This is a genomic window from Pelagerythrobacter sp. (genome assembly GCF_041912895.1).
GTDB lineage: Bacteria > Pseudomonadota > Alphaproteobacteria > Sphingomonadales > Sphingomonadaceae > Pelagerythrobacter.
In genome coordinates this window covers 242,503-264,958 of sequence record NZ_JAYSGI010000001.1, presented here as the reverse complement: position 1 = coordinate 264,958, position 22,456 = coordinate 242,503, and the positions used below count along the sequence as shown (strand labels likewise).

Annotated in this window: 22 protein-coding genes and 1 tRNA gene; 6 read left to right on the top strand and 17 right to left on the bottom strand. The window is 65.2% G+C overall.

Annotated elements, in window-relative coordinates:
* Window positions 1–49: 49 nt before the first annotated feature.
* From paoA to paoC, 3 genes are read left to right on the top strand one after another with little or no spacing between them, the layout of a single operon-like run.
* Window positions 50–676: an aldehyde dehydrogenase iron-sulfur subunit PaoA gene (paoA, locus tag ACE3QC_RS01410; protein WP_374405301.1), complete on the top strand. Its 627-nt coding sequence runs from the start codon at window positions 50–52 to the stop codon at window positions 674–676.
* A 4-nt stretch (window positions 677–680) separates the two neighbouring features.
* On the top strand, window positions 681–1,631 hold the full coding sequence (locus ACE3QC_RS01405; RefSeq protein ID WP_374405300.1) for a xanthine dehydrogenase family protein subunit M: 951 nt from the start codon (window positions 681–683) through the stop codon (window positions 1,629–1,631).
* 3 nt (window positions 1,632–1,634) lie between these two features.
* On the top strand, window positions 1,635–3,833 hold the full coding sequence (gene paoC / locus ACE3QC_RS01400) for an aldehyde oxidoreductase molybdenum-binding subunit PaoC (RefSeq protein WP_374405299.1): 2,199 nt from the start codon (window positions 1,635–1,637) through the stop codon (window positions 3,831–3,833).
* Here the strand turns inward: paoC and ACE3QC_RS01395 are convergent.
* From ACE3QC_RS01395 to ACE3QC_RS01380, 4 genes are all read right to left on the bottom strand, one after another.
* Window positions 3,825–4,442 carry an NTP transferase domain-containing protein gene (locus ACE3QC_RS01395; RefSeq protein WP_374405298.1) on the bottom strand — a complete coding sequence of 206 codons (618 nt, stop codon included), beginning with the start codon at window positions 4,440–4,442 and terminating at the stop codon, window positions 3,825–3,827. The genes paoC and ACE3QC_RS01395 overlap by 9 nt on opposite strands.
* Window positions 4,417–5,292, bottom strand: coding sequence for an XdhC family protein (locus ACE3QC_RS01390; RefSeq protein WP_374405297.1), 876 nt, complete (start codon window positions 5,290–5,292; stop codon window positions 4,417–4,419). Before ACE3QC_RS01390 ends, ACE3QC_RS01395 begins: the two co-directional genes overlap by 26 nt.
* Before the next feature lie 136 nt (window positions 5,293–5,428).
* Complete coding sequence (locus ACE3QC_RS01385) at window positions 5,429–6,136, bottom strand: class I SAM-dependent methyltransferase (protein ID WP_374405296.1); 708 nt, start codon at window positions 6,134–6,136, stop codon at window positions 5,429–5,431.
* A gap of 94 nt (window positions 6,137–6,230) precedes the next feature.
* Window positions 6,231–8,081 (bottom strand): ATP-binding cassette domain-containing protein, encoded by a 1,851-nt coding sequence (locus ACE3QC_RS01380; protein ID WP_374405295.1) that lies wholly within the window; start codon window positions 8,079–8,081, stop codon window positions 6,231–6,233.
* A 182-nt stretch (window positions 8,082–8,263) separates the two neighbouring features.
* Between ACE3QC_RS01380 and ACE3QC_RS01375 the strand changes: the two genes are divergently transcribed.
* Window positions 8,264–8,788, top strand: a complete 525-nt coding sequence (locus ACE3QC_RS01375; protein ID WP_374405294.1) for a phage tail protein — start codon at window positions 8,264–8,266, stop codon at window positions 8,786–8,788.
* A gap of 73 nt (window positions 8,789–8,861) precedes the next feature.
* Here ACE3QC_RS01375 and ACE3QC_RS01370 read toward each other — a convergent pair whose 3' ends face one another.
* The 6 genes from ACE3QC_RS01370 to ACE3QC_RS01345 are packed head-to-tail and all read right to left on the bottom strand — an operon-like array spanning window position 8,862 to window position 13,501.
* Window positions 8,862–9,017 carry a hypothetical protein gene (locus ACE3QC_RS01370; protein WP_374405293.1) on the bottom strand — a complete coding sequence of 52 codons (156 nt, stop codon included), beginning with the start codon at window positions 9,015–9,017 and terminating at the stop codon, window positions 8,862–8,864.
* 17 nt (window positions 9,018–9,034) lie between these two features.
* Complete coding sequence (locus ACE3QC_RS01365) at window positions 9,035–10,897, bottom strand: asparagine synthase-related protein (RefSeq protein ID WP_374405292.1); 1,863 nt, start codon at window positions 10,895–10,897, stop codon at window positions 9,035–9,037.
* Complete coding sequence (locus tag ACE3QC_RS01360; protein ID WP_374405290.1) at window positions 10,897–11,403, bottom strand: lasso peptide biosynthesis B2 protein; 507 nt, start codon at window positions 11,401–11,403, stop codon at window positions 10,897–10,899. Before ACE3QC_RS01360 ends, ACE3QC_RS01365 begins: the two co-directional genes overlap by 1 nt.
* Window position 11,404: 1 nt before the next feature.
* The gene (locus ACE3QC_RS01355; RefSeq protein ID WP_374405289.1) at window positions 11,405–11,695 is read right to left on the bottom strand and encodes a PqqD family protein; all 291 of its coding nucleotides are present in this window, start codon (window positions 11,693–11,695) and stop codon (window positions 11,405–11,407) included.
* A 10-nt stretch (window positions 11,696–11,705) separates the two neighbouring features.
* Window positions 11,706–12,572 (bottom strand): sulfotransferase domain-containing protein, encoded by an 867-nt coding sequence (locus ACE3QC_RS01350; protein ID WP_374405288.1) that lies wholly within the window; start codon window positions 12,570–12,572, stop codon window positions 11,706–11,708.
* Window positions 12,569–13,501, bottom strand: a complete 933-nt coding sequence (locus tag ACE3QC_RS01345) for a hypothetical protein (protein ID WP_374405287.1) — start codon at window positions 13,499–13,501, stop codon at window positions 12,569–12,571. The genes ACE3QC_RS01350 and ACE3QC_RS01345 overlap by 4 nt, the downstream gene beginning before the upstream one ends.
* A 271-nt stretch (window positions 13,502–13,772) precedes the next feature.
* Here ACE3QC_RS01345 and ACE3QC_RS01340 point away from each other — a divergent pair, with 271 nt between their 5' ends.
* Both ACE3QC_RS01340 and ACE3QC_RS01335 read left to right on the top strand, forming a co-directional pair.
* Entirely contained in the window at window positions 13,773–14,753 is a 981-nt protein-coding gene (locus ACE3QC_RS01340; RefSeq protein ID WP_374405286.1) for a glycosyltransferase family 2 protein, read from the top strand.
* Between the two features lie 26 nt (window positions 14,754–14,779).
* The gene (locus ACE3QC_RS01335) at window positions 14,780–15,976 is read left to right on the top strand and encodes a nucleotidyltransferase family protein (protein ID WP_374405285.1); all 1,197 of its coding nucleotides are present in this window, start codon (window positions 14,780–14,782) and stop codon (window positions 15,974–15,976) included.
* Window positions 15,977–16,077: 101 nt separating this feature from the next.
* Here the strand turns inward: ACE3QC_RS01335 and ACE3QC_RS01330 are convergent.
* The 7 genes from ACE3QC_RS01330 to aspS form a co-directional block, all read right to left on the bottom strand.
* A tRNA-Met gene (locus tag ACE3QC_RS01330) sits at window positions 16,078–16,154 on the bottom strand.
* A gap of 67 nt (window positions 16,155–16,221) precedes the next feature.
* Window positions 16,222–16,752, bottom strand: a complete 531-nt coding sequence (locus tag ACE3QC_RS01325; RefSeq protein ID WP_374405284.1) for a 2'-5' RNA ligase family protein — start codon at window positions 16,750–16,752, stop codon at window positions 16,222–16,224.
* The gene (gene mltG, locus ACE3QC_RS01320; protein ID WP_374405283.1) at window positions 16,749–17,720 is read right to left on the bottom strand and encodes an endolytic transglycosylase MltG; all 972 of its coding nucleotides are present in this window, start codon (window positions 17,718–17,720) and stop codon (window positions 16,749–16,751) included. The genes ACE3QC_RS01325 and mltG overlap by 4 nt, the downstream gene beginning before the upstream one ends.
* A 1-nt stretch (window position 17,721) precedes the next feature.
* Entirely contained in the window at window positions 17,722–18,981 is a 1,260-nt protein-coding gene (gene fabF / locus ACE3QC_RS01315; protein WP_374405281.1) for a beta-ketoacyl-ACP synthase II, read from the bottom strand.
* 145 nt (window positions 18,982–19,126) lie between these two features.
* Complete coding sequence (locus ACE3QC_RS01310) at window positions 19,127–19,363, bottom strand: acyl carrier protein (protein ID WP_047805955.1); 237 nt, start codon at window positions 19,361–19,363, stop codon at window positions 19,127–19,129.
* Window positions 19,364–19,458: 95 nt separating this feature from the next.
* Complete coding sequence (locus ACE3QC_RS01305; protein WP_374405280.1) at window positions 19,459–20,445, bottom strand: phosphatase PAP2 family protein; 987 nt, start codon at window positions 20,443–20,445, stop codon at window positions 19,459–19,461.
* Between the two features lie 60 nt (window positions 20,446–20,505).
* Entirely contained in the window at window positions 20,506–22,368 is a 1,863-nt protein-coding gene (gene aspS / locus ACE3QC_RS01300) for an aspartate--tRNA ligase (RefSeq protein ID WP_374405279.1), read from the bottom strand.
* Window positions 22,369–22,456: the final 88 nt, after the last annotated feature.

The following is a 22,456-nucleotide window of genomic DNA, read 5'->3' as shown; positions in this document are numbered from 1 at the left end:
GGAATGGATTCAGGGAGCAAAGTCCTTCCAACAGCTGGAGGATTTGCTTGTGAACGAACCGATCCTGCCGATTTCGCGCCGCGGCGTGCTCGTTTCGTCGGCGGCTACGCTCGCCATTTCATCGGCATCGTCCGTGCTCGCCCGGAACGCTTCGGCCCCTGCAGCGTCAGTGAGCATGCCAGTAACGCTGACCGTGAACGGAACCGAGCGCAGTCTCGATCTCGATAGCCGGACCACTCTGCTCGACGCGCTGCGCGAGCATCTTCAACTGACCGGCACCAAGAAAGGCTGCGATCACGGGCAGTGCGGCGCCTGCACCGTGATCGTCAACGGCGAGCGGATCAACTCCTGCCTCAGCCTCGCCGTCCAGCATTCCGGTGACGAGGTGACGACGATCGAAGGCCTCGGCACGCCGGACGACCTCCATCCGATGCAGACCGCCTTCATCGAGCACGATGGCTATCAGTGCGGCTACTGCACGCCGGGGCAAATCTGCTCGTCGGTCGCCATGCTGGACGAGATCGAGCGCGGCATTCCCAGCCACGTCTCGGACGAACTCACCACCCGCATGACGGCCACCAATGCCGAAGTGCGCGAACGGATGAGCGGCAACATCTGCCGCTGCGGCGCCTATTCCAATATCGCGGCGGCCATCGCCCAAGTAGCGGAGGGCTGAGCCGATGCGCAGTTTCACTTACGAGCGCGCCAAGAGCCCCCAAGAAGCCGCAACGGCCGTCGCCAGCAGGCAGGGGGCGAAATTCATCGCCGGCGGTACCAACCTGCTCGATCTCATGAAGCTCGAAATCGAGACGCCGACGCATCTCGTCGACGTGCAGGATCTCGGCCTCGATACGATCGAGGACACCCCCGAGGGCGGGCTGCGGATCGGAACCTTCGTCAGCAACACCGCGCTCTCGGCCCATCCGCGCGTTCGCCGCGACTACGCCGTGCTCACCCGCGCGATCCAGGCGGGCGCGAGCGGGCAGTTGCGCAACAAGGCGACGACCGGGGGCAACCTGCTGCAGCGCACCCGGTGCCCCTATTTCTATGATCCGAACATGCCCTGCAACAAGCGTAACCCCGGCAGCGGTTGCGGCGCGCTGGAGGGCTATTCGCGCCAGCTCGGCGTGGTCGGCGTGTCCGACACCTGTATCGCGACGTATCCCGGCGACATGGCCAACGCGCTGAGCGTGCTCGACGCGGTGGTCGAGACGGTGACGCCCGAAGGCGGTACTCGCTCGATTCCCATCGGCGAATTCCACCGTCTGTGGGGCGATACCCCGGAAATCGAGACGGCGCTCGAGCGCGGCGAGATGATCACCCACGTCACGCTGCCAAAGCCGCCGGGCGGCACGCATTTCTATCGCAAGGTGCGCGATCGCGCTTCTTACGCCTTCGCGCTCGTCTCGGTCGCGGCGGTCGTGCAGCCCGACGGCACCGGCCGCTTGGCTTTCGGCGGCGTTGCGCCCCGCCCGTGGCGCACGTCAGCCGCCGATACGGCATTGCCGCAAGGCGCCGCGGCGGCCACCAGAGCCGCGTTCGCCGACGCGCGGCCGCGCGACGACAACCGCTTCAAGATCGCGCTCGCCGAGCGGACGCTCGCCGCGATCCTGGCCGAGGCGAGGAACTGAGCCATGAAATTCGAAGCCCCTGCCACCGACAAAACGTTTTCCGACCCCAGGATTGTCGGCAAATCGACCAAGCGGATCGATGGCCCACGCAAGGTCACCGGCACTGCGCCCTACGCCTACGAGCGGCATGATGTCGCGGCCGGGCAAGCCTACGGCTACATCGTGGGCGCGGGGATCGCGAAGGGTTCGATCGCCTCGATGGACCTCGACGAGGCGCGCGCTGCGCCCGGCGTCATTGCTGTCGTGGCCGCAACCGAGACCGATCCCGTCGGCACGAGCGACTACAACACTGCGCCGCTGTTCGGCGGACGCAAGATCGCGCACTACCATCAGGCAATCGCCTGCGTGGTCGCCGAAACCTTCGAGCAGGCGCGCGCCGCCGCCGCGCTGATCCGCACGACCTACGATACGGAGAAAGGGCGATACGAACTCGCCAAGGTCAAGGACGGCGCCAAGATCGCGCGCGGCTGGGGCGTGCCGGAGGACATCAAGAAGAACGGCGATTTCGACAAGGCTTTCGCCGCCGCTCCCGTGCAGTTCGATCAGACCTACACCACGCCCGATGAAAGCCACGCGATGATGGAGCCGTTCGCGACCATCGCCGCGTGGGAGGGCGACAAGCTGACGCTGTGGACCAGCAACCAGATGATCGACTGGAGCAAGCAGGCCGTGGCGAGCATCCTGAATATGCCGAAGGAGAACGTGCGGATCGATTCGCCGTTCATCGGCGGCGGGTTCGGCGGCAAGCTGTTCGTCCGGTCCGAAGCGGTGCTCGCGGCGCTGGGCGCCAAAGCCGCCAAGCGCCCGGTGAAGATCGCGATGCAGCGGCCACTTATGATCAACAACGCGACCCACCGCCCCGCCACGATCCAGCGCGTCCGCATCGGTGCGGGGCGCGACGGCAAGATCGCCGCGATGGCGCACGAATGCTGGTCGGGCAACTTGCCCGGCGGAGATGCGGAGAACGGCGCCGCGCAGACGCGGTCGCTCTATGCCGGGGCCGACAACCTCACCGCGAGCTACATCTCGGACCTCGACCTGCCCGAAGGCAACGCCATGCGCGCGCCGGGCGAGGCGGTCGGCCACCTCGCGCTGGAAGTCGCGATGGACGAGCTGGCCGAGGCGCTGGACATCGACCCCATCGAACTGCGCATCCGCAACGAGCCCGACAAGTCGCCCGGCGATCCCTCCAAGCGCTTTTCGGATCGCCATCTGGTCGAGGCGCTGCGCGAAGGCGCGAAGCGCTTCGGCTGGAACAAGCGCCAGGCGCGGCCGGCTTCGGTCCGCGACGGCAAATGGCTGATCGGCATGGGCGTCGCCGCCGGTTATCGCGGAGCGCCGGTAGCCAAGTCGGCCGCGCGGGTAGGCATCGATATCGAGGGAAGAATTTCGGTCTCCACCGACATGACCGACATCGGCACTGGCAGCTACACGATCATGGCGCAGACCGCTGCCGAGTGCATGGGCGTGCCGCTGGAGGACGTTACGGTCCATTTGGGCGATTCCGAATTTCCCGTGTCGTCGGGCTCTGGCGGACAGTGGGGCGCGGCAAGCTCTACCGCGGGAGTCTACGCGGCCTGCGTCGAACTGCGCAAGGCGATCGCCGACAAGTTCGGCTTCGATCCGGACCGCGCGGAGTTCGCCGACGGCGAGGTTCGCGAAGGCAGCAAGAGCCGCCAACTGGCCGAAGCCGCGCCACTGTCGGCCGACGGCGAGATGGAATTCGGCGATTTCCAGCAAGATTACGACATGGGCACATATGCCGGGCACTTTTGCGAAGTCGGCGTCGACGCCTACACCGGCGAAGTCCGCATCCGCCGCATGCTCGCGGTGTGCGATGCCGGGCGCATTCTCAACCCGTTGTCGGCGCGCAGCCAGGTCATCGGCGCGATGGTCATGTCGGCCGGATCGGCGCTGATGGAGGAGCTGGCGGTCGACAAGCGCTTCGGCTTCTTCGTCAACCACGATCTCGCGGCATACGAGGTTCCGGTTCACGCGGACATTCCGGAGCAGGAGGTGATCTTCCTCGATACGCTCGATCCGATCATCAGTCCGCTGAAGGCCAAGGGCGTGGGCGAACTGGGCATCTGCGGCCCCGGCGCGGCGGTGGCGAACGCGATCTACAATGCCACCGGCGTGCGCGTGCGGGACTATCCGATCACGCTCGACAAGCTGATCGAGGGCCTGCCGGCCCTAGCCTGACACATCATCGGCCGGGCGCGCCGAGAGCATCGCGCGCGCCATTTCGAGCTGTTCGCGGGTATCGATGTCGATCAGGCTTTCGGACGCGCGTGGGCTGATCGAAGCCCTGCCTGCACCCCATGGCAGGCTGGCAGCGCCCCGATCGCCTTCGAGGGTTTCGAGCTTGCCGAAATCGTCTCGCGGAAATGCGGCCGGGACTCCGTCCTGGCCCGACGGATAGCGCGTGAAGGCGACTCCATCGGCCAGCGCCAGCGCGCGGAAGTGCTTGCGTTCGACGAACGGCATGTCGGCGAGCGCGATAACCAGCCGCCGGTGCTTGGCGGCGTGCGAGCAGGCCAACTTGATCGACCCGGCGACACCTGCTTGCGGGTCGGGATTGACGGCGATCGACCATCCGTCTCCGACCGTCCCCGCACCTCGATCATCCTCGCCAACGATCAGGATACGAGTCGCAAACCCTGCGGCATCGGCTGTATCCGCCGCCCAGCGCCATACGGGCTTGGCCCCAAGCATCGCGTCGATCTTGCCGCCGCCGAACCGGCTCCCCCTGCCTGCCGCCAGCAGCGCGAACGCGATCGAGCGATCAAGCGGCGGGGCGGAGGCGTTCATATTCACCGGCGACCTCGGCCAGGATGGACAGCGCCAGCGCGTGCGGGCTGCGGCTGCCGGTCGGCGTGCCGATCGGGCTGCGGATGCGGCCGAGATCGGCATCGGTCGCGCCGCTGCGTCGCAATTCGTCCACCCGCGCCGAGCGCGCGTTCAGGCCCCCTTGCGCACCGATGTAGAAGGCATCGCTTTCCAACGCCTCCTCCAGCAACGCGGTCTCCCATTCGTGATCGTGAAACAGCGTGACGACCGCGGACCATCGGTCGGCGGGCGGCAATTCGCTGCGACGGCCGAGCGACAGGTTGGATTTCGTCACCACCTCGCAAGCGATGCCCGCCGCGGCGGCTACCGCCTGCAACGCGTCGACTTCCGGCCCTTCGCCGAATGCCCGCACTACGAGGCGGGGGATGTAGAGCCGGGCGGAGAGAAACGGGTTCGGCGCCAGAGCCACGCACGCCGTGCGGCGCTGCGCAAGGTCACGCACCGCCGCGGCGCACGCGGCGCGGTCCGGCGATGGATCGATGAGAATGTCGAGCCCTCCGCCACAAGGCAGGCGGAAGTCGATTATCTCAGAACCTTTCCCGTACCGCCTGGTGACGGGCGACGCGGTCGCCCGGCCGTCAGCCTTGAGCTGCTCTTCGAGGCATCCGTCCGCCAGATTCCCGACCACGCGCCCATCCGGCATCACGGCCAGCTGCGAGCCGAGACGTCGCGAAAAACTCCCGTCGATCCCGACCACCGTGCAAAGTAAGACGCCGGGATGCCGAGCCGCTGCCAACGCCAGATGGTCTTCCTCGTCCACCGACGGCACGTGGTCCACCGGCGAAACATTCGGTTCGAGGTCGCTTGCCATATCCACCGGCGATATCCGTGCAGCCGTGTTTGAAAAAGCCAAAACTTGCCAAAGCAGGAGCCTTGCGACGTGCGATCCCGGTCTGCCCTCCGCACGAAAGCAGCCCTCTCGGCTCAAGGGTCGCGATACAAAGGCTTTACGCCGTTCTCTTCAACGCATGCCAGCCGCGGATCATGAACGCTTGGAAAAAGGCGATCGGGTGCGAGAATCCCGCATCGCGCCATAACGCTTCGGTCTCGCCGGCCGACACCACACCGAGCTTGGTCCGCAGCATGTCGGGGAGCGCCGCCAGCGATTCCTCGGTCGCTCCCATAACCGTTTGGACCTGCTTCCAGTCCTCGATCATCGCGGGAAATTCCGGACTGTCCAGATCGCCGCTGATCTCCGCGCTCACGAAGCGCCCGCCGGGTTTCAGGCGATCGTGGATGGCGCGATAAAAGGCGGCGCGGTCTTCGCACTGGACGAAGTGGGCGACCAGCAGGCTGACGACCGCGTCGAACCCGTCGTCGTCCACATCCTCGACATATCCTTCGACCAGCCGGCAGCGATCCAGCACCCCTGCCCGTTCGAGTCGCGCCCGCCCGACGTCGAGCATCTCAGCCGAGGGATCGACACCGACGAAAGACCAGCCTGGACGGGCTTCGGCCAGCGAGAGGACTTCCGCCCCCGTGCCCACGCCGACGCACAGCACCCGCGCGTCGGCGGGAAGGTCGACAAGCACCAGCCGCATGAGAAAGTGCAGGCATTCCGAGATCGGCTGAAGCCCGCTGTTCCGGCGGTCGTACCCTTCCGCCATCTTCTGGTTGAAGAAGCCGGACGTGTCGGAAGAGGCGTCGTCGCGCATCCGCAGCCGTTAGCATCGCCAAGCGTCGGTGTCGCCCGGACCATTTCCGTCAGCTTCGCGGCCCGACCGACTTGGATTCTGTGACCTGGCCCGCTTAGCTGGCTGACGTAACCGAAAGAACCCCGCTTTCCAGCGTAAGCACTCGGTTGATGTCGACGCCGTGCGGCAAGCGGTGGGTCACGATGAGGATCGTCATCCGGTCCGACACTTCATTGAGACGCGCCAGGATGCGCCGTTCGAGCGCGCGATCGAGAGCGGAAAGCGCCTCGTCCAGGATCAGCAGCCGCGGTCGTCGCAGGATCGCGCGTGCCAGCCCCAGCCTCTGGCGCTCGCCGCCCGAAAATTGCTGGCCCATTTCGCCGAGGCGCGCATCCAGACCGGCCGCTGCGATCGCCGAGATCTGGTCGGCTTCGACCAGCCGCAACGCCTCCCAGATCTCGGCATCGCTCGCATCGGGGGCCAGGGCCTGCATGTTGTGCCGCAGGTCGCTATCGAAGAACGTCGTCTCTTGCGGCACATAGGCGATAGCGCTGCGCAAGTCTGCAGGGAGTTCGCCCGCGATCGTGTACCCGTCCATCCGGATCGTGCCCGCCTGCGGCGCGATCATGCCGATCAGGATATCGAGCAACGTCGTCTTGCCCGCGCCAGAAACGCCCACCAGCGCGACGACCTCCCCGGGCGCCACCTCGAAGGTCGCATGACGCAGGATCGTCGGGCCGTCCGGCTCGATGCCATATGTCAATCCGTCCACGGCAAGCCGCATCGGGCCGGTAGCAGGGCCGCGCCTCGGCGCTTTACTCGCGCTTCGCTCGATCGCTGTCGGCATCTCGGTCTTGAGCGCGCGCAGGCTTTCGAATGCCGGCAGCATATGCCCGTAAGCCTGCGCGCCCTGAACCATTGCGAAGGCCTGCTGGGCGAGCCTGGCGAAGATCACCACAAACAGCCCAATGACAGCGAACGGAAGCTCCAGCCACAGCAGCCCCGCAAGCGCCACGCCCGCCAGCACGATGCTCGCCCCCAGTTGCGTGAGAAACGCCACGTCCGCCTGCGCGGCGGCGAAGGCGAACGACCTGCCGCGCATGGCCTGCAGCGTATCGTCGTAATCCGCGACGAACGCCGCTTCGCGCCCGTGCGCCTTATAGAGCTTGAGTCCAGACAGGAAGCGAGCGAGCACATCGTGCGTCCGACGCCCGTATTGCGTAGCGTCCAGCCCAAGCTTTCGCGCCCTGAGAATGCGCGGCACCAGCGGCACGGCCACGAGCATGAGCGCCGCGAGCGAAACGAGGGCAAGCTGCCAGGAGATGATGAGCGCCGCGACCGTCTGCGCCAGCGCGAGCGACAGACTGGCGACCGCGCGCAGCGCCTGGAGCGACCCGGCCTGCACCCGGCGAATATCGGAATGGATGGCATGTTCGATATCGCTGCGCCGCGCCGCTGGCACGCGTTGCCAGGGCGCTCGTGCGAGAGCGCCGATCACTTCCAGTCTGAGGCGGTCGGCGAACCCGAGATTGTGCGAAGCGAGGCGTAGGTCGCGCCACCGGATCAGGATCCCGCGCAGTAGCAGCAGAAGCGCGAAGCCGGCGACGATCGCCAGCAACCGGCCGTCCGCCGTCTCGATACCAGCACGGCCCAGCGCCGCTTCGATCGCACGCCACCAACGGCCCTCACCCTCACCCGTCGCCGCCGCGAGCAGCGGCGCGAGCGCGACGAGACCGATGCCTTCGGCAAAGGCCGCGAGCAGGACGAGCGCGCTGGTCGTCCACATTCGGCGCCCGAGATACCGGTGAAGCGCGCGCAGCAACCCCGCCTCGAGGGCGAGCACATCGTCCGGATTGGAGGTGTCCGAAGGAGATGTCATCGGCGAATGGGCCTTCCCGGTGGCAGTTCGTCGAGATTCAATAAACCTCCACGGGTCTTTCATGACGATGATTGCCGAGGTTGCCAAGGACACGCGCTGTTCGCAGCGGGACAGCCAATCAATCCAATATGAACATACTAAACAGCCGTCCAAATTTGGCGTCGGGAGGGTCGAAGTATACGCCCAAAATCGCCCGGCGCGTTGAGTCAGAAAATCTGAAAATATCGCGACCCCGGCGAACGAAACTACAATACTCAAGGAGTGATGCTATGGATCCGTTTATTGGACAGTTACTTATTTTTGCTGGAAATTTCGCGCCACAGGGCTGGGCATTTTGCAATGGCCAATTGCTGTCCATCCCGCAAAACCAAGCGCTGTTTTCGCTTCTTGGCGTCACTTACGGCGGCAATGGCACAACGACTTTTGGCCTGCCGGACCTTCGTGGAAGGTTTCCCGTTCATCCGGGTTCGGGCCCCGGCCTAGCGCCAATTCAGCAGGGCGAGATGGATGGGGCCGAAACTCATACCATGTCGGTCAACGAGATGCCGCTCCACAACCACACCATGCATGCCGAACTTGCGGGAGCCGACAAACAGACTCCACAGGGGAACATGCTGGGGCTCACATCGGCCAGCAACCCGATCTATGCCGCGCCGAATCCGGCAGAAGACCGGACCATGGCCCCCGGATCTATCGGAACGGCCGGCGGAAGCCAGCCATTTAGCATCCGCAACCCTTATCTGGGGATCAACTTCATCATCGCTCTCGAGGGCATCTACCCTTCGCGCGGCTGACGATACGCCTGCCCGCCCGGCTTCGGCCGGGCGGCAACGCGCGGCACATTGCCTGCGCGGCGATCTTCGAACTTCAGCTGATGTAGCTGACGTTTTCCGGCTGGGGCCCGACGACGACGCCGTTGGCAGTCGCCTCGACATCGAGCTCAGTCAACACCGGGCGCTGGTAGGCAGGTTTTCCCGCGGTCTTCATGTCGTGAGTTGCGTTCGGTGCGGACTTCCGGGTCATCGCCTTCTCCCCTTTTTTCAGCGAGTGATGTTCAACCACATACTTAAGCTGTGCAAGTCCCGCAAATTGTTTCGTTCGGCGGCGTGGGCGATCCAGTGCGCTTCATCGCCAACGGCTCGTTCGAGCGTGCGAGCCTGCCCTTCCAAGGCATGACGATCCACTATTTCGCTTAGGACTGGCGGCAGGTTTTCGAGATCCGGCGCGGCGAACCGTCGATCGCGTGCGAGATGGGGTATGCCCCCCAAGTCCTTGCTCTCCTTCCACAGGATCGCGTCCGGAATGGTTCCTTCGCATGCCCGGCGATGGAGATAGCGCCCCCATCGGCGATACCCCTTCTCGATCGAAGGCGTCGCAAGATATCGCTCGATCAGCCTGCGATCGAGCATGGGCCAGCGATATTCGACACCGTAGCTCGCCCCCATCAGCGTGCAGCCCTCCAGCCGCCCGGTCAGCATGGTGCGAAAGGCCGGCTTGCCGAGCAGATGGTCGCCAAGCGTACGCGCATTGCGATAGGCGTCCGCCTTGGCCGCGATGAATCCGGTCAGACCGTATTGCTCTGCCACCTCGCGCCGCAGGATGCTGCGCGCGAGCCGCGGTGTCGGGTTTGCCGGGTGGTACCCGATTCGGCCCCGCGCATGTTCGACGACGCGCTTCGCCGCGCGCGCCACGCGCATTGGCAGGATGCCAGGCATGATGTCCACCAGCGCGCGATAGCGGCGCGCGAGGGTCAGTTCGCGCGACAGGAACTCCGCCTGCGCGGTGACGACCTCGTCCCCCCCGAACCCCGACAACAGCGTGCGGACGCCGGTATCGCGGCACCGTTCGAGAAATGGCGCGTGGAACAGCGCGTGGGTGTGCTGGGGCGGATGTCCGAGCACGCGGATCGCTCGTGCGGTCTCCTCCGGCGAGGGCTGATAAGTCGGGCGCGTCAGGACGTGGTTGTCGCGAATGCCGCAATGCACGGCGACGTCGAGGATGGCGCTCGCCTCGCGCTCCATGTGGCAGACGCTGAAGCAGGGCAGTTCCGCACCGCCGCCCGGCAGAGTGCGGACGGCGTGGCCGATGATCGTTGCGCTATCGAGCCCGCCCGAATTCTCGGCACCGATGCGATAGGCGCTGCGAAGCCTGTCCTCGACCGCGCGGTGGAATGCCTCGCGATAGGCGTCGACACGGGCCAGGTCTCGCCGGTCTGCTTGCGGGGCGGTATCGGCAAAAGCGAAATAGCGCCGGGGTTCCGTCACGCCTTCGCGTTCGACGGCGAGTGTATGGGCGGGCGGCAGCTTGGCGACGTTGGCGTAGGCGGTCTTCGCCGGATCGGCCGATTCGCCGATCAGATATCGGGCCAGCCATTCGCGTGACGGCGACGCGTCGAACGATCGCAATGCGGGAAACACCGCCGCCGTGCCGGCGAACACGAACAGGTCGGGCCCGAGATGGTAGAAGAACGGCTTCACGCCCAAGGCGTCGCGCGCGCAGAAAACCGCGTGCCGCGCGGGGTCGTAGATCGCGAACGCGAAATCGCCATGCAGCCGATCGGCGCAGCCTTCTCCCCACTGGCGATGCGCGGCGAGAACCAGTTGCGCGTCGTCCGGCGCTTCGGGCGATCCAACGCCGAGCGACACCAGAAGCTCCGCGCGGTTTTCGAGCCGCAGCCAGCCGACCAGAACGCGGCCCGTCGCGGGGCACCTGGCGGGCACTTTTTCGTGCTGCGATTCGCGGGTGTTCCATCGCAGCGCTTGCACCATCAACGCGTCGTCTGCGCGCCACTCGCCGGTTCGATCGGCCTGACCGTAAGGATCGAGCGCGGCCAGCAACGTTCCGGCTTCCGCATAGGCACGGGGGTCGCCGCCGCCGCGCCGCGTGACGATTCCGGCGAACATCAGCGCAGGCGGCGTTGCGGATCGTGGACGAAGCGTGCGACCCGCGTGTAACGTGCAAGCTGCCCCGCGCCGGTAACGATCGCTCCACCGGCGACGGTCCAGGCGTGCGCCTGCATCGGGCCCGCCCCTTCGTCGTCCCGCGTCACACCCAGATGCGCCGTGAAGCCTATGCCCAGCGGCCGCATGAGCGCGGCGGCGACCAGCGCTTGCGGCAAACAAACCGATCGCCATGGCGTCAGCCGCGCCGCCACCCGGATTGCCTGCTTTATGGCGAACGCCCGCCCGTCTTGCGGCGGATCGAGCGATGGGCCCTCTCGCCAGTCGCGTTCGGCCTGTTGCGGCCTCCGCTGGCCGAGCAGCGGCGCATAGAGACGAAAGGGCAGGATCAGGATCGCCAGCCTGGCCAAGCCGAGCAGCACGAACGCGACCGGAACGAGCATCCTGACGGCAAGGGGATAGCCGCCGAACGACCGCCATTTACGCGCCAGAAGCGTCGCCATGCGCATTCTAGCGAACGACCTTGACGAGGCCCTTGTCGAGCAGCTGCTGCAAAAACGCCATGACATCCGCCCGAACATCGTCCTCAGGCGTTGCTGTGAACTCTTCGCGCACGCGGTCGACCAGCACGCCCGCCCGGCGGTCCTCTTCGAGCAGAGTCCAGAGACGCGGGCCGACGCCCGAAAGCCCGAAATAATGGCCGCTCTCAATGTCGAGCATCACCGTCTCCTCGTCCATCGCGGATTCCACCAAGTCCCGCTTGCGCCGCAACACCGTGTCCGCCTCGATCACCGCTTTCATCCCCTTTTCGCTACATCGCCCTGGGCGTGCCTGCCGCATCGCAATAGCCGAAGCGCCGCATCACCGCGCCATGGGCTTCGACGATGCTGTCGATTTGTGCACCGCTCAAGGTGGTTTGCCAATCGCCGATCACACCCTTGCGAAAGAAGCGCGCGCTGTTTTGCGCGCGTTCGCGAAAAGGGTCGCGATCTTCCTGCGACTTCAACGTGTCGAAGGAGGAGAATGCCACCGCGCGTTCGATCGCGGATCGGTCGGCTTCCAGCTTCAGGAACCGAGCCGCTTCGGCAAAGACCGGAGCACCGCCGGTCTGCATATCCTCGTAGCGCAGAACGTGGATCGGGATGTCCGGATTATCGACCCAGCTCATCACGTGATCGGACCAGGTGAGCAGGCGCTGTTCGACTTGGGGTTTCAGGCCTGTGCCATCGTCTCGCGCGAGGCGATGGTCCGGATCGGCCATCGCCGCGATCGCATCGTCGATCGAGTGAGCCGCGTGGTGCGCGTAAGAGATCGCCACGTCGAGCGGATTTCGGATCAGATAGAGCGCGCCGGCAGTCGCTTCGGCGTCCACGATCCACGTCCCAGCGTCGGTCCGGTGGCAGGCGTCGTGTATCTTGCGATAGGCGTGACCTTCCAGACGATGCGAGGCGAAGCGATAGACCGTGGGGCGCAGCCGCTCGGTCTCGCCTGGATCGAGATCGCCGGTGTCGAAGCCGAGCATCTCGTCCATCCAAGCCCGGGAAGCGGCAAGCGACGTAGAGCCGAGATCGTTGATCGAGGCCGGATCACTGCCTCCACCGAGGTTGCGGAGAAAGGCGCGAAACCAGGTGTTGCCGGACTTAGGATACGACGCCAGCCAGAATAGCCGGCCGATCACGCCAGTACATTTCGGCGCACGAAGTCGTCGCGGATCGCGTCGACCAGCCCATCGATGTCGAAGCCCTGCCGCGGCCGGTGCAATTCAGCGACCGGCACGCGCGCCGCCAGGTCGCCGCACTGGCGCATATGCCCGGGGCCGAGCGCCATGCCCTTCAGGAAACGGAAGCGATAAGTGTTGTCCCGCAGCGCCTGGAACTTGGCTAGCCCCGACAGCTCCTTTACCGCAAAAGTCTCACGATTCCAGGGCGACAGCACGTAGATCGCCCGGACCGGCAACGGCTGCGCGTGAAACGTCTCGCCCATCGGAAGATCGTATTTGGCAAGGCCCGGCCGGATGCGGCGCAGGCGCGACGTGTCGATCGCAAGGCGATCGGCGGTATCCTGCCACAGCTTCATGCGCGCCATGCCGGGGATCGCCCTGCCTTCCGCATCGATCGGGCAGACGTCGTCGGCGATCACCGGGTGTCCGCGCTGCATCATCCGCGCCGCCAGGGTGGATTTGCCCGCGCCCGACGGGCCCACGCACAACGCGCAGCCGTCGCCGATCGCGAAGGCATTGCCGTGAAGTACCAGTTGACCGCGCTGCAGCAGCAGCGTGCCGATGCACGATCCGAGCAGGAAGACCCGGACGCTGTCGTCGTCGATGCCGGGCTCCGGCGCATAGGTCACCCGGTTGCCCCCCTGCACCAGATAACGCGCGATGTTCGGGATGCGCAGCCATAAAGCATCCGGGGCCGCATGGCTGAAAGGCCCGATCTGCGGGCCGACCTGCGTGCCGTCTTCGGGAACGGCGCCGCGGCGGATGACAATGGCGGTGGTGTCGTCGCGGCGGCTATCCCGCGCGAGTTCCGGTCCAAGTTCCGGCAGGGCAATATCGCTGCGAAACCGCTGACCGAACAGCAGATACGTGTGGCTCGCCTCGTCCATCAGAGGCCCCTAGCGGTAAATCGGTCGGATGTAACCGGCCACGAACTTGGTGCTGCCGAGGCGCTTGCCTTCCGAAATGAACCGGTTAGTGCCGTTGCGCGTTCGTTTACTCGGGGAAGGGATCTTCTTCGCGAGAAGATCGGGGGTGGTATTTGCAATGAGGAGCATTCGAGCCTTGCCGCCAGCGACGGATGCGCGGCATGCTCCTTTTTTTTGTGCCCGGCCTTGCGATTTCGCGCGGGCCGACATCGAACCCGCCGGTCGCTAGCCGATGCCGCACCAGGCAAGCGCCGAACACGAAGAAGATGGCCCGCTCGTTTCGGTCATCGTCCCCTGCTTCAATCACGCCAAAAGCGTTCGCCGGGCGGTGGAATCGGCGCTCCGGTCAAACTATCCGCATATCGAAGTCGTCGTGCTCGACGATGGATCGGCCGACGATCCGGGAGCGGCGCTGGTCGAATTGCTGCCAGACCCGCGAGTGCGCCTGCTGCGGCGCGACCACGCCGGGTCCAATCGGGCCCGAAGCCGCGCGATCGAGGAATCGAGCGGCGAGTACATCACCTTCCTCGATGCCGATGACACGATGGAGCCCGGACGCCTCGATGCGCAACTGGCCCTCGCCCGGGCGCATGGCCCCCGCATTCTGGTATTTTGCAGTTCACGGATCCTCCATCGCGGCCGCTTGCATTCGACCAAGACGCCGCCAGTGAGCCCCCACGCAACGGATGTCACCGACGCCTTCGCGAGCATGTTGTTTCGCCCGAATTCGGCCACCTTGCTGATCGCGCGAAGTTTCTACGACGAACTGGGCGGGTTCGATCCGATCTACCGCCACCTTGAAACGCATTTCCAACTCAGGGCCATGGCGGCCGGTGCGCGCGTGCTGTCGGCCCCGGACGTTCTCTATCACGTCCATCGCGACGGCCGCAGCCTGTCGACCCGCTCGCACGGCGAAGACATGGCCCGTTTCATCTCGGAAGTGGATACGGCTGGACGAACGCCCGACGCCTCCCCGATGCTGCGAAAATATTGCCGGATGCGGCAACGCGTCAACGCGCTTCATCTGCTGAGTTGTGGACCTGAGGATCGCCGGATCGTGCTGTCGGCATTTCACCGCACGAAACCGAATGTCTGGGCCCGCGTCGGCCTGTTCGTGCTGATTGCGATAACGCCTTACCTTGGGCAGGATCGAAAGCTGTTCTTCGCGCGATGGATCAACAGTGCGGTCGGCTTGTGGACGAAATGGCGCTAAAATTCTCTCCCCCCCAAATCGAGCAATTGCTGATCGATCTCATGCGCACACCCGACACGGTCGAGCGCGACCGATTCGAGCGGCTTGGCCCGGACGGCCGGGATGCGCTCGCCGCGCTCGCCCATCAGCACCGATGCGCTCCCTATCTAGCCTACGCGCTCGACCGGCGCGGCGATGTGGATATGCCTGACAGCCTGCGCGTGATCCGCGATCGTAGTGTATTTCAAGCCCTCAAGATCGGCCGCGAATGCGTGCAGATCCACGAAATGTTCGTCGATGCGGGGATTGCGCACGTTTTTCTCAAGGGCGTGCCGCTGGCCTTTCGCGACTATCCCGCATCATGGATGCGGCCAATGCGCGATATCGACGTGCTGATCGAACCGGAACGATTGCACGACGCCTATGCCCTTCTGCACGACAAGGGCGGGAGTCTGGACCGGTTTGCCCATGTCCCCCCGGACATCGTGGAGGACGGCAAGCATCTTCCTCCGATCCATTCCCCCAACCGCATATTACCGGTCGAACTTCACTACCGGATGATTTCGCCCAAGGTGTCGCTGCCCTCGACCGTATTGCAGTCTATCGAACAGGACGTTTGGGAAGCGCGCAATGTCGTTCATGTCGGGAAAGCGGAACTGCCCGTTCCCCGAACAGAATTGCTGCTTGCCCACCTGATCGTTCACGGCATGCTCGATCACGAGTTGAATAACGGTCCGCTGTTCATCACCGACATTGTCCAGTTCATGCGAAGCAATCAGCTTGATCGGGCCAAATGGGACCGCGTTGTCGAGCGCTTTCATCTCCGCCCGGCAGTGGAACTGGCGGCCTCGATCCTGCCCCCAAACGAGCGATCGGGATTGGGCGTGAAGGCTCCGGCGCGCGGCATGCTCGACGACGAGATGGTCCGGGCACTCATGTTTCAGCCGGCAAGATTCAGAAGCCAGATCAAGGTTCTTGCTTCGCTATCCGACGAAGCGGTGGCCGACCGCGCCTTGCTGGTTTGGAGCAAGATATTCGCCAGCCGAACCGCGCTGAAAGGGCAATGGCTGGTCGAAGGCAACGAGCCGGGCAAGGAACCGAGAAATACTGCCGTTTTCTGGTTGTGGTACCTGTCCGTCAAGATCAGGCAGTTCTTCAGGACCCGAACCGCCGGCGAGGAACTGGCTTTGCAGAGCCTGCGCGGCTTTCGCGCGAAACTGACCCATCATTCCCGGGAAAATTGACGCGTGTTCGAATAAAGTCGAGGGGCAGCTCGCACGGGCGGCTTTTGCCCCATAATCAGAGGCCGTTTCTGGATTTGGCCACACTTTGCCGGATTCGGCGATGGTAGCGGAGGAGGGACTCGAACCCCCGACACGCGGATTATGATTCCGCTGCTCTAACCACCTGAGCTACTCCGCCCCATTGGGCACGCCCGGCCACTTGGGCGGCGGGCAGGCGGCGCGTTTAGGCGCGGGTGGCGGGGCGGTCAACCTCGCTTTTTGCCCCGGAACGCCCAGCGCTTCACCGGCTCCCACGGGCCGCCGCGATAGCGGTGGAGCGCAAGGCTTGCGAAGCGAAAGCCGCGCGGCTCGACCGAGGGGCCGAGTTCGCGCTGCAATGCCCGCGCCTCCGCCGCAGCGACCTTGTTCTGGACGGTGACGTGGAGACGCGGCGCATGCATGTCCTGCGGGGTCAGCAAGCCATGGAAGTGCTCGGCCAGCTCCTCGCGCAACGCGATCATGCCGGGGCTGGACAGGCGCAACGCCGTGCCGGTGCCGAGCGGCATCACACCTTCCAGCCGGGCCTCGACCGGGGCAAGTTCGCCAGCCAGCGCGGCCAGCCGATCCCGCACCTCGGCCTCGCTGCCCGGCGGCAAGGCGTGAAACAGCGTGACGTGCGCCTCGAGGAAATTACGCTCGGCCGGGAAATGCGCGGTGCGCAGGCGGGTGGCCCAGCGGTGCAGATCCGGCGGAAGCTCGGCGGTGACGATCAGCGGTGCAAGCGGCGCTTCGCTCACATCTCCCCGCGCGCGCGGCGGATTTCGAACCACTTGTCGACCGCCGCCTGATGCGCGGCGTAATCGGTGTTGAACTCGTGCCCGCCCGACCCGTCGGCCACCATGTAGAGCGCGTCGGTCTTCTCAGGGTTCAGCACCGCGGCGATGCTCTCGCGGCCGGGGTTGGTGATCGGGCCCTTGGGCAGCCCGGCCATTGCGTAGGTGTTGTAATCGTTGATATCGGCGATTTCCGACTGGCGGATGCGGCGGCCGAGCGGCTTGCCCTGCGTGATCGGGTAGATGATCGTCGGATCGGCCTGGAGGAACATGCCCGCCTTCACCCGGTTCGAATAGAGCCCGGCGACCATGCGCCGCTCGCTCGGCAATGCGGTTTCCTTCTCGACGATCGAGGCCAGCGTGACCGCTTCGTCGATATCGCCCACCGCAATGTCGGCTGCGCGCCTGGGCCATGCTTCGGCGAGGTAGTTGCGCATCGCTGCCTGCATCCGTGCGAGCACCGCCGTGCGCGCTTCGCCGCGCTCGAAATCGTAGGTATCGGGGAGGACGGAGCCTTCCTCGGGTACCGGAATATCGCCGGTCAGCAGCGGTTCGGCCATCAGCCGTTCGTGGACCATGATCGAGGGCATGCCTTCGGGAATTGTCACGAAGCGGCGGATCACCTCGCCGTGCTGGAACGTGTCGAGGATGCCGCCGAGGCCGACGCCCGCGGGCAGCAGGAATTCGCCCGCCTGAATCGGGTCCGACCCGCCGAGCAGCTTCGCGCGCAGCAGGAAGCCGTCGGCCGAAGTTATCAGGCCCTCGTCTTCCAGCTTCCCGGCCACCGCGGTCAGCGTCGAGCCGGAAGGCACGATGAAGTTCGTGTCCTCTTCGACCTCGGACGAGCCGAACGCCAGTGGCCCGGCGAACATGGCCGCAAGCAACGCCAGGGCGGCGAGCACCCCGGCGACGAGGCAGCCCTTGCCGCGCATGTCAGTCGACCTTCTTCAACACCAAGCTGGCATTCGTTCCGCCGAAGCCGAAGCTGTTGTTGAGCACGGCGGAAACCTCGCGTTTCTTCGCGGTGTGCGGCACGAGATCGACGCCCTCGGTGCCCTCGTCCGGATTATCGAGGTTGAGCGTCGGCGGCACGATCTGGTCGCGGATCGCGAGGATGCAGAAGATCGCCTCAACGGCACCGGCACCGCCCAGAAGGTGGCCAATGGCCGACTTGGTGCTCGACATCGAGGCGCCCGAAAGATCGTCGCCCAGCACGCGCTTGACCGCGCCCAGCTCGATCGTATCGGCCATCGTCGAGGTGCCGTGCGCGTTGACGTAGTCGATATCGCCCGGCTCCATGCCGGCCTTCTTCAAGGCCATGCGCATCGCCAGTTCGGCGCCCTTGCCTTCGGGGTGCGGCGCGGTGACGTGGTAGGCATCGCCCGACAGCCCGTAGCCGACGACTTCGGCATAGATCTTCGCGCCGCGCGCCTTGGCGTGCTCGTATTCCTCGAGCACGACGACGCCCGCGCCCTCGCCCATCACGAACCCGTCGCGACCCTTGTCGTAAGGGCGGCTGGCTTTTTCCGGCTGATCGTTCATCGACATGTTGAGCGCGCGCGCCTGCGCGAACCCGGCCACGCCGAGCGGGTTGATCGTGCTTTCCGCGCCGCCCGCCAGCATCACGTCGGCATCGCCGTCCTTGATCATGCGCGCGGCGTCGCCGATCGAATGCGCGCCGGTCGAGCACGCGGTGACGACCGCGTGGTTCGGCCCCATCAGCCCGTACTTGATCGAGACCTGCCCGCCGATCAGGTTGATGAGCCGCCCGTGGACGAAGTGCGGGGAGACGCGGCCCGGCCCACGCTCGTGCAGCACGATCGATTCGCTCTCGATCCCCGGCAGGCCGCCGATGCCCGAACCGATCGAGACGCCGGTGCGAAGCTTGAGATCGTCGTCCATGTCGGCAAGGCCGGCATCCTCGATCGCCTGACCGGCGGCATCGATGCCGTAGACGATGAAAGGATCGACCTGCCGCTGGACCTTGTGATCCACGCGTTTGTCGGCATCGAAGCCCCATTCGTGATCCTTGGGCTTCACCTCGCATGCGATCGTGCATTTCTGCCCTTCGGTGTCGAAGCGGGTGATCGTGCCCGCGCCGCTCTTGCCCGCGATCAGGTTGGCCCACGTCGTCTCGACGTCGCCGCCCAGCGGGGTGACGAGGCCCAGACCGGTTACGACAACACGGCGCATGCTATTCTCCTAGAAAAAGAACAGGCCCAACCCCGTTTCGGGCTGAGCCTGCCTGCCCCCCGCGAAAGCCGGGGGCCTGCCCCCGCGCAGGCGAGGGTCGAAGCCCGGCCGCACCCCTGCAAAGGATGCGCGGCCAGGGGGCGGATCAGCCCTTGTGCTCTTCGATGTACTTGGTCGCGTCGCCGACGGTGGTGATCTTCTCGGCCGCATCGTCGGGGATTTCGACACCGAATTCCTCTTCGAACGCCATCACCAGCTCGACGATGTCGAGGCTGTCGGCGCCCAGATCGTCGATGAAGCTCGCATCCTGCGTGACCTTGTCGGCCTCGACGCCAAGATGCTCGACGACGATCTTCTGCACGCGGTCGGCGGTATCGCTCATAGTATGCCCTCTTTACTGGGGGGTTAGTGATTGGCTTTCGCCCTAATGAACGGCGCGCGCGCTGGCAAGTGCCCGGTGGTCGATGACGATGCGTTTCAGATCGGAGAAGTGACCGCCGCAGGCGACCATGCCCCAGCCCGACGCTCGGACTGACGCTGCGGCCGGAACATGCGTCGATCCACCGCGATCGCGACCATCGATACGAGCGCACCCGCCACCACGTCGACCGCGTAATGGCTGCCGAAAATCGGCGTCGAGGCGATCATGACGAGGTTGATTGCCAGCATGACGGTGAACAGCGGCCAGCTTCCGCGCGCACAATAGATACCGACCACGCCCATCGCGGTGTGAAACGAGGGAAACGTCACCAAACCCGGGAGATGATCGAGATCCAGCACGTGGCGAGGATCGGTGCGTAGCGAAAGCAACAGGTCGAGGTGATAGGCCCCCGTGCGAGGCGAGAAAAGTTGAAACGTGCCATCGGGCACCTGATAGTAAGTCATCGCCGCCACCGCCGGAAAAAAGGCACCGGCTGCCATGCAAAAGATCGCCGTGGCTAGAAAAAGCCGGATCAGTTCGGCGCAGCGCCTTCGAGCGCCTTCTCGGCAGACGAGGATAAGGAAAAGCAGCGCAGTGTAATCGGTGAGGCTGCCGTAGGTCAGTCTCATCCCGTTCACCAGCCACACCTTCTGATCGGCGAAGGCGACGTAAGCCTTCCAGTCGAATCCGAGCGCCAGATCCGCCGCGGCCAGCCACGAATCCGCCAGCGGCGCGTCGATCGTCATAGTGAGGTGGTTGAACAGACGCAGGCTGGGCCAAGCGGCCAACATAACCGCTGCACCGATAAACAGCGTTCGCAGTCGCTCGATGTCGCGGCAGAGATAGCTGCACGCCAGCGCGGCCCCGGCCATACCGACGACCTGCGCGATGCGAAAATAGGAACCCTCGGAAATCGTCAGGTCAGAAGACAGCAGCCATACGGCGTCGACGGCGGCGATCAGCAGTACGGGCACGAACAGCCACCCGAACCAGTGCCGGTCGCGCCACCCGTCAAAGGTTCGATCAATGACTGCCCTGAGCATCCGGCGCCGTTAGCCGACCGCTGGTAAAGATCGGTTAAAGGCCTGCGTCGGCCCCAGGGATCAACCCTCGCTGCCGGGCGCCTCGTCGCGGTCGGTCGCCTTGCTGTTCATGTCGCTGGCCTCGGCATCGGGCGCAGCTTCGACCGCTTCGCGAGCGGCGGAGGACAGGTTGATGTTCAACTCGCGTAGCTGCTTCGCGCTGACCACCGAGGGTGCACCCATCATCAGGTCCTGCGCGCGCTGGTTCATCGGGAAGGCGATCACCTCGCGGATGTTCGGCTCGTCCGCCAGCAGCATGACGATGCGGTCGATGCCAGGTGCCGATCCGCCGTGCGGCGGGGCACCGAGCTTGAACGCCTCAATCATGCCGGAGAAGTTCGCGTCGACTTCCTCCTGCGTGTACCCGGCGATCTCGAACGCCTTGTACATGATTTCGGGCTTGTGGTTCCGGATCGCGCCGCTCGACAACTCGTAGCCGTTGCAGACGATGTCGTACTGCCACGCCTTGATGTCGAGCGGGTCCTGGCTTTCCAGCGCCTCCATCTCGCCCTGCGGCATCGAGAATGGGTTGTGGCTGAAATCGACCTTTTTCAGGTCTTCGTCGTATTCGAACATCGGGAAATCGACGATCCAGCAGAACTTGAAGCAATCCTGCTCGATCAGGCCCAGTTCCTCGGCCACGCGGGTGCGCGCGGCCCCTGCCAGCTTGGCAGCGTCCTTCTCCTTGCCCGCGGCGAAGAACAGGCCGTCGTTCTCGCCCAGCCCGAGCTCGGCGTAGAGCTTCTCCATGCCTTCGGTGCCATGGTTCTTGGCGATCGGGCCGCCGAATTCTCCGCCCTTGCGGGTGACGTAGCCGAGCCCGGCGAAGCCTTCGCGCCGCGCCCAGTCGTTCATCTCGTCGAAGAACTTGCGGCTCTTCTCGTGGGTCGCGGGCGCGGGGATCACGCGCACGCGCCCGCCGCCGCCCACGATCTTCTCGAACAGGCCGAAGCCCGAGCTGGTGAAGTGCTCGGTCACGTCGCTGATTTCCAGCGGATTGCGCAAATCGGGCTTGTCGCTGCCGTATTTCAGCATCGCGTCGGCATAGGGGATGCGCGGGAACGCGCCCGCCGGGGTCACGCTCTTGCCGTTCGCGAATTCCTCGAACACGCCGGCCAGCACCGGCTCGATCGTCTGGAACACGTCTTCCTGCGTGACGAAGCTCATCTCGAAGTCGAGCTGGTAGAATTCGGGGCTGCGGTCGGCCCGCAGATCCTCGTCACGGAAACACGGCGCGATCTGGAAATAGCGGTCGAACCCGGCGACCATCAGCAGCTGCTTGAACATCTGCGGCGCCTGCGGCAGCGCGTAGAAGCGCCCGGCGTGGAGGCGGCTGGGCACGAGGTAATCGCGCGCGCCTTCCGGACTCGAAGCGCCCAGGATCGGCGTCTGGAATTCGGTGAAGCCCTGGTCGTTCATCCGCCGCCGCAGCGAGGTGATGACCCGGCTGCGCAGCATGATGTTCGCGTGCACCCGCTCGCGCCGGAGGTCGACGAAACGATACTTGAGGCGCGTTTCCTCGGGGTAATCTTCCGCCGAGTTGACGATCAGCGGGAGATCGTCGGCCCGGCTCTGCACCGTCACCTCGCGCGCGAAGACTTCGATCTCGCCGGTCGGCAGGTTCGGATTCACCGCCTCGGCCGCGCGCGCCTTAACCGTGCCCTCGATCGTGACGACCGATTCCAGCTTGAGCTTTTCCAGCACCGGCAGCGCCGGGCTGTCGCTGTCGGCCACGACCTGCGTGATGCCGTAGTGATCGCGCAGGTCGATGAACAGCACGCCGCCGTGATCGCGCCGGTTGTGGACCCAGCCCGAAAGGCGGACGGTCTCGCCGACATCGGCCTTGGCCAGCGCTGCGCAGTTGTGGGTACGATAGGCGTGCATCTAAAATCTTTCCATTTTCGGGGCTATGGCGCTAGGGGCGCAGCGCGCGCAGGCTCTAGCAGAAATCGCGCGCGCTAACAGGGCAAGC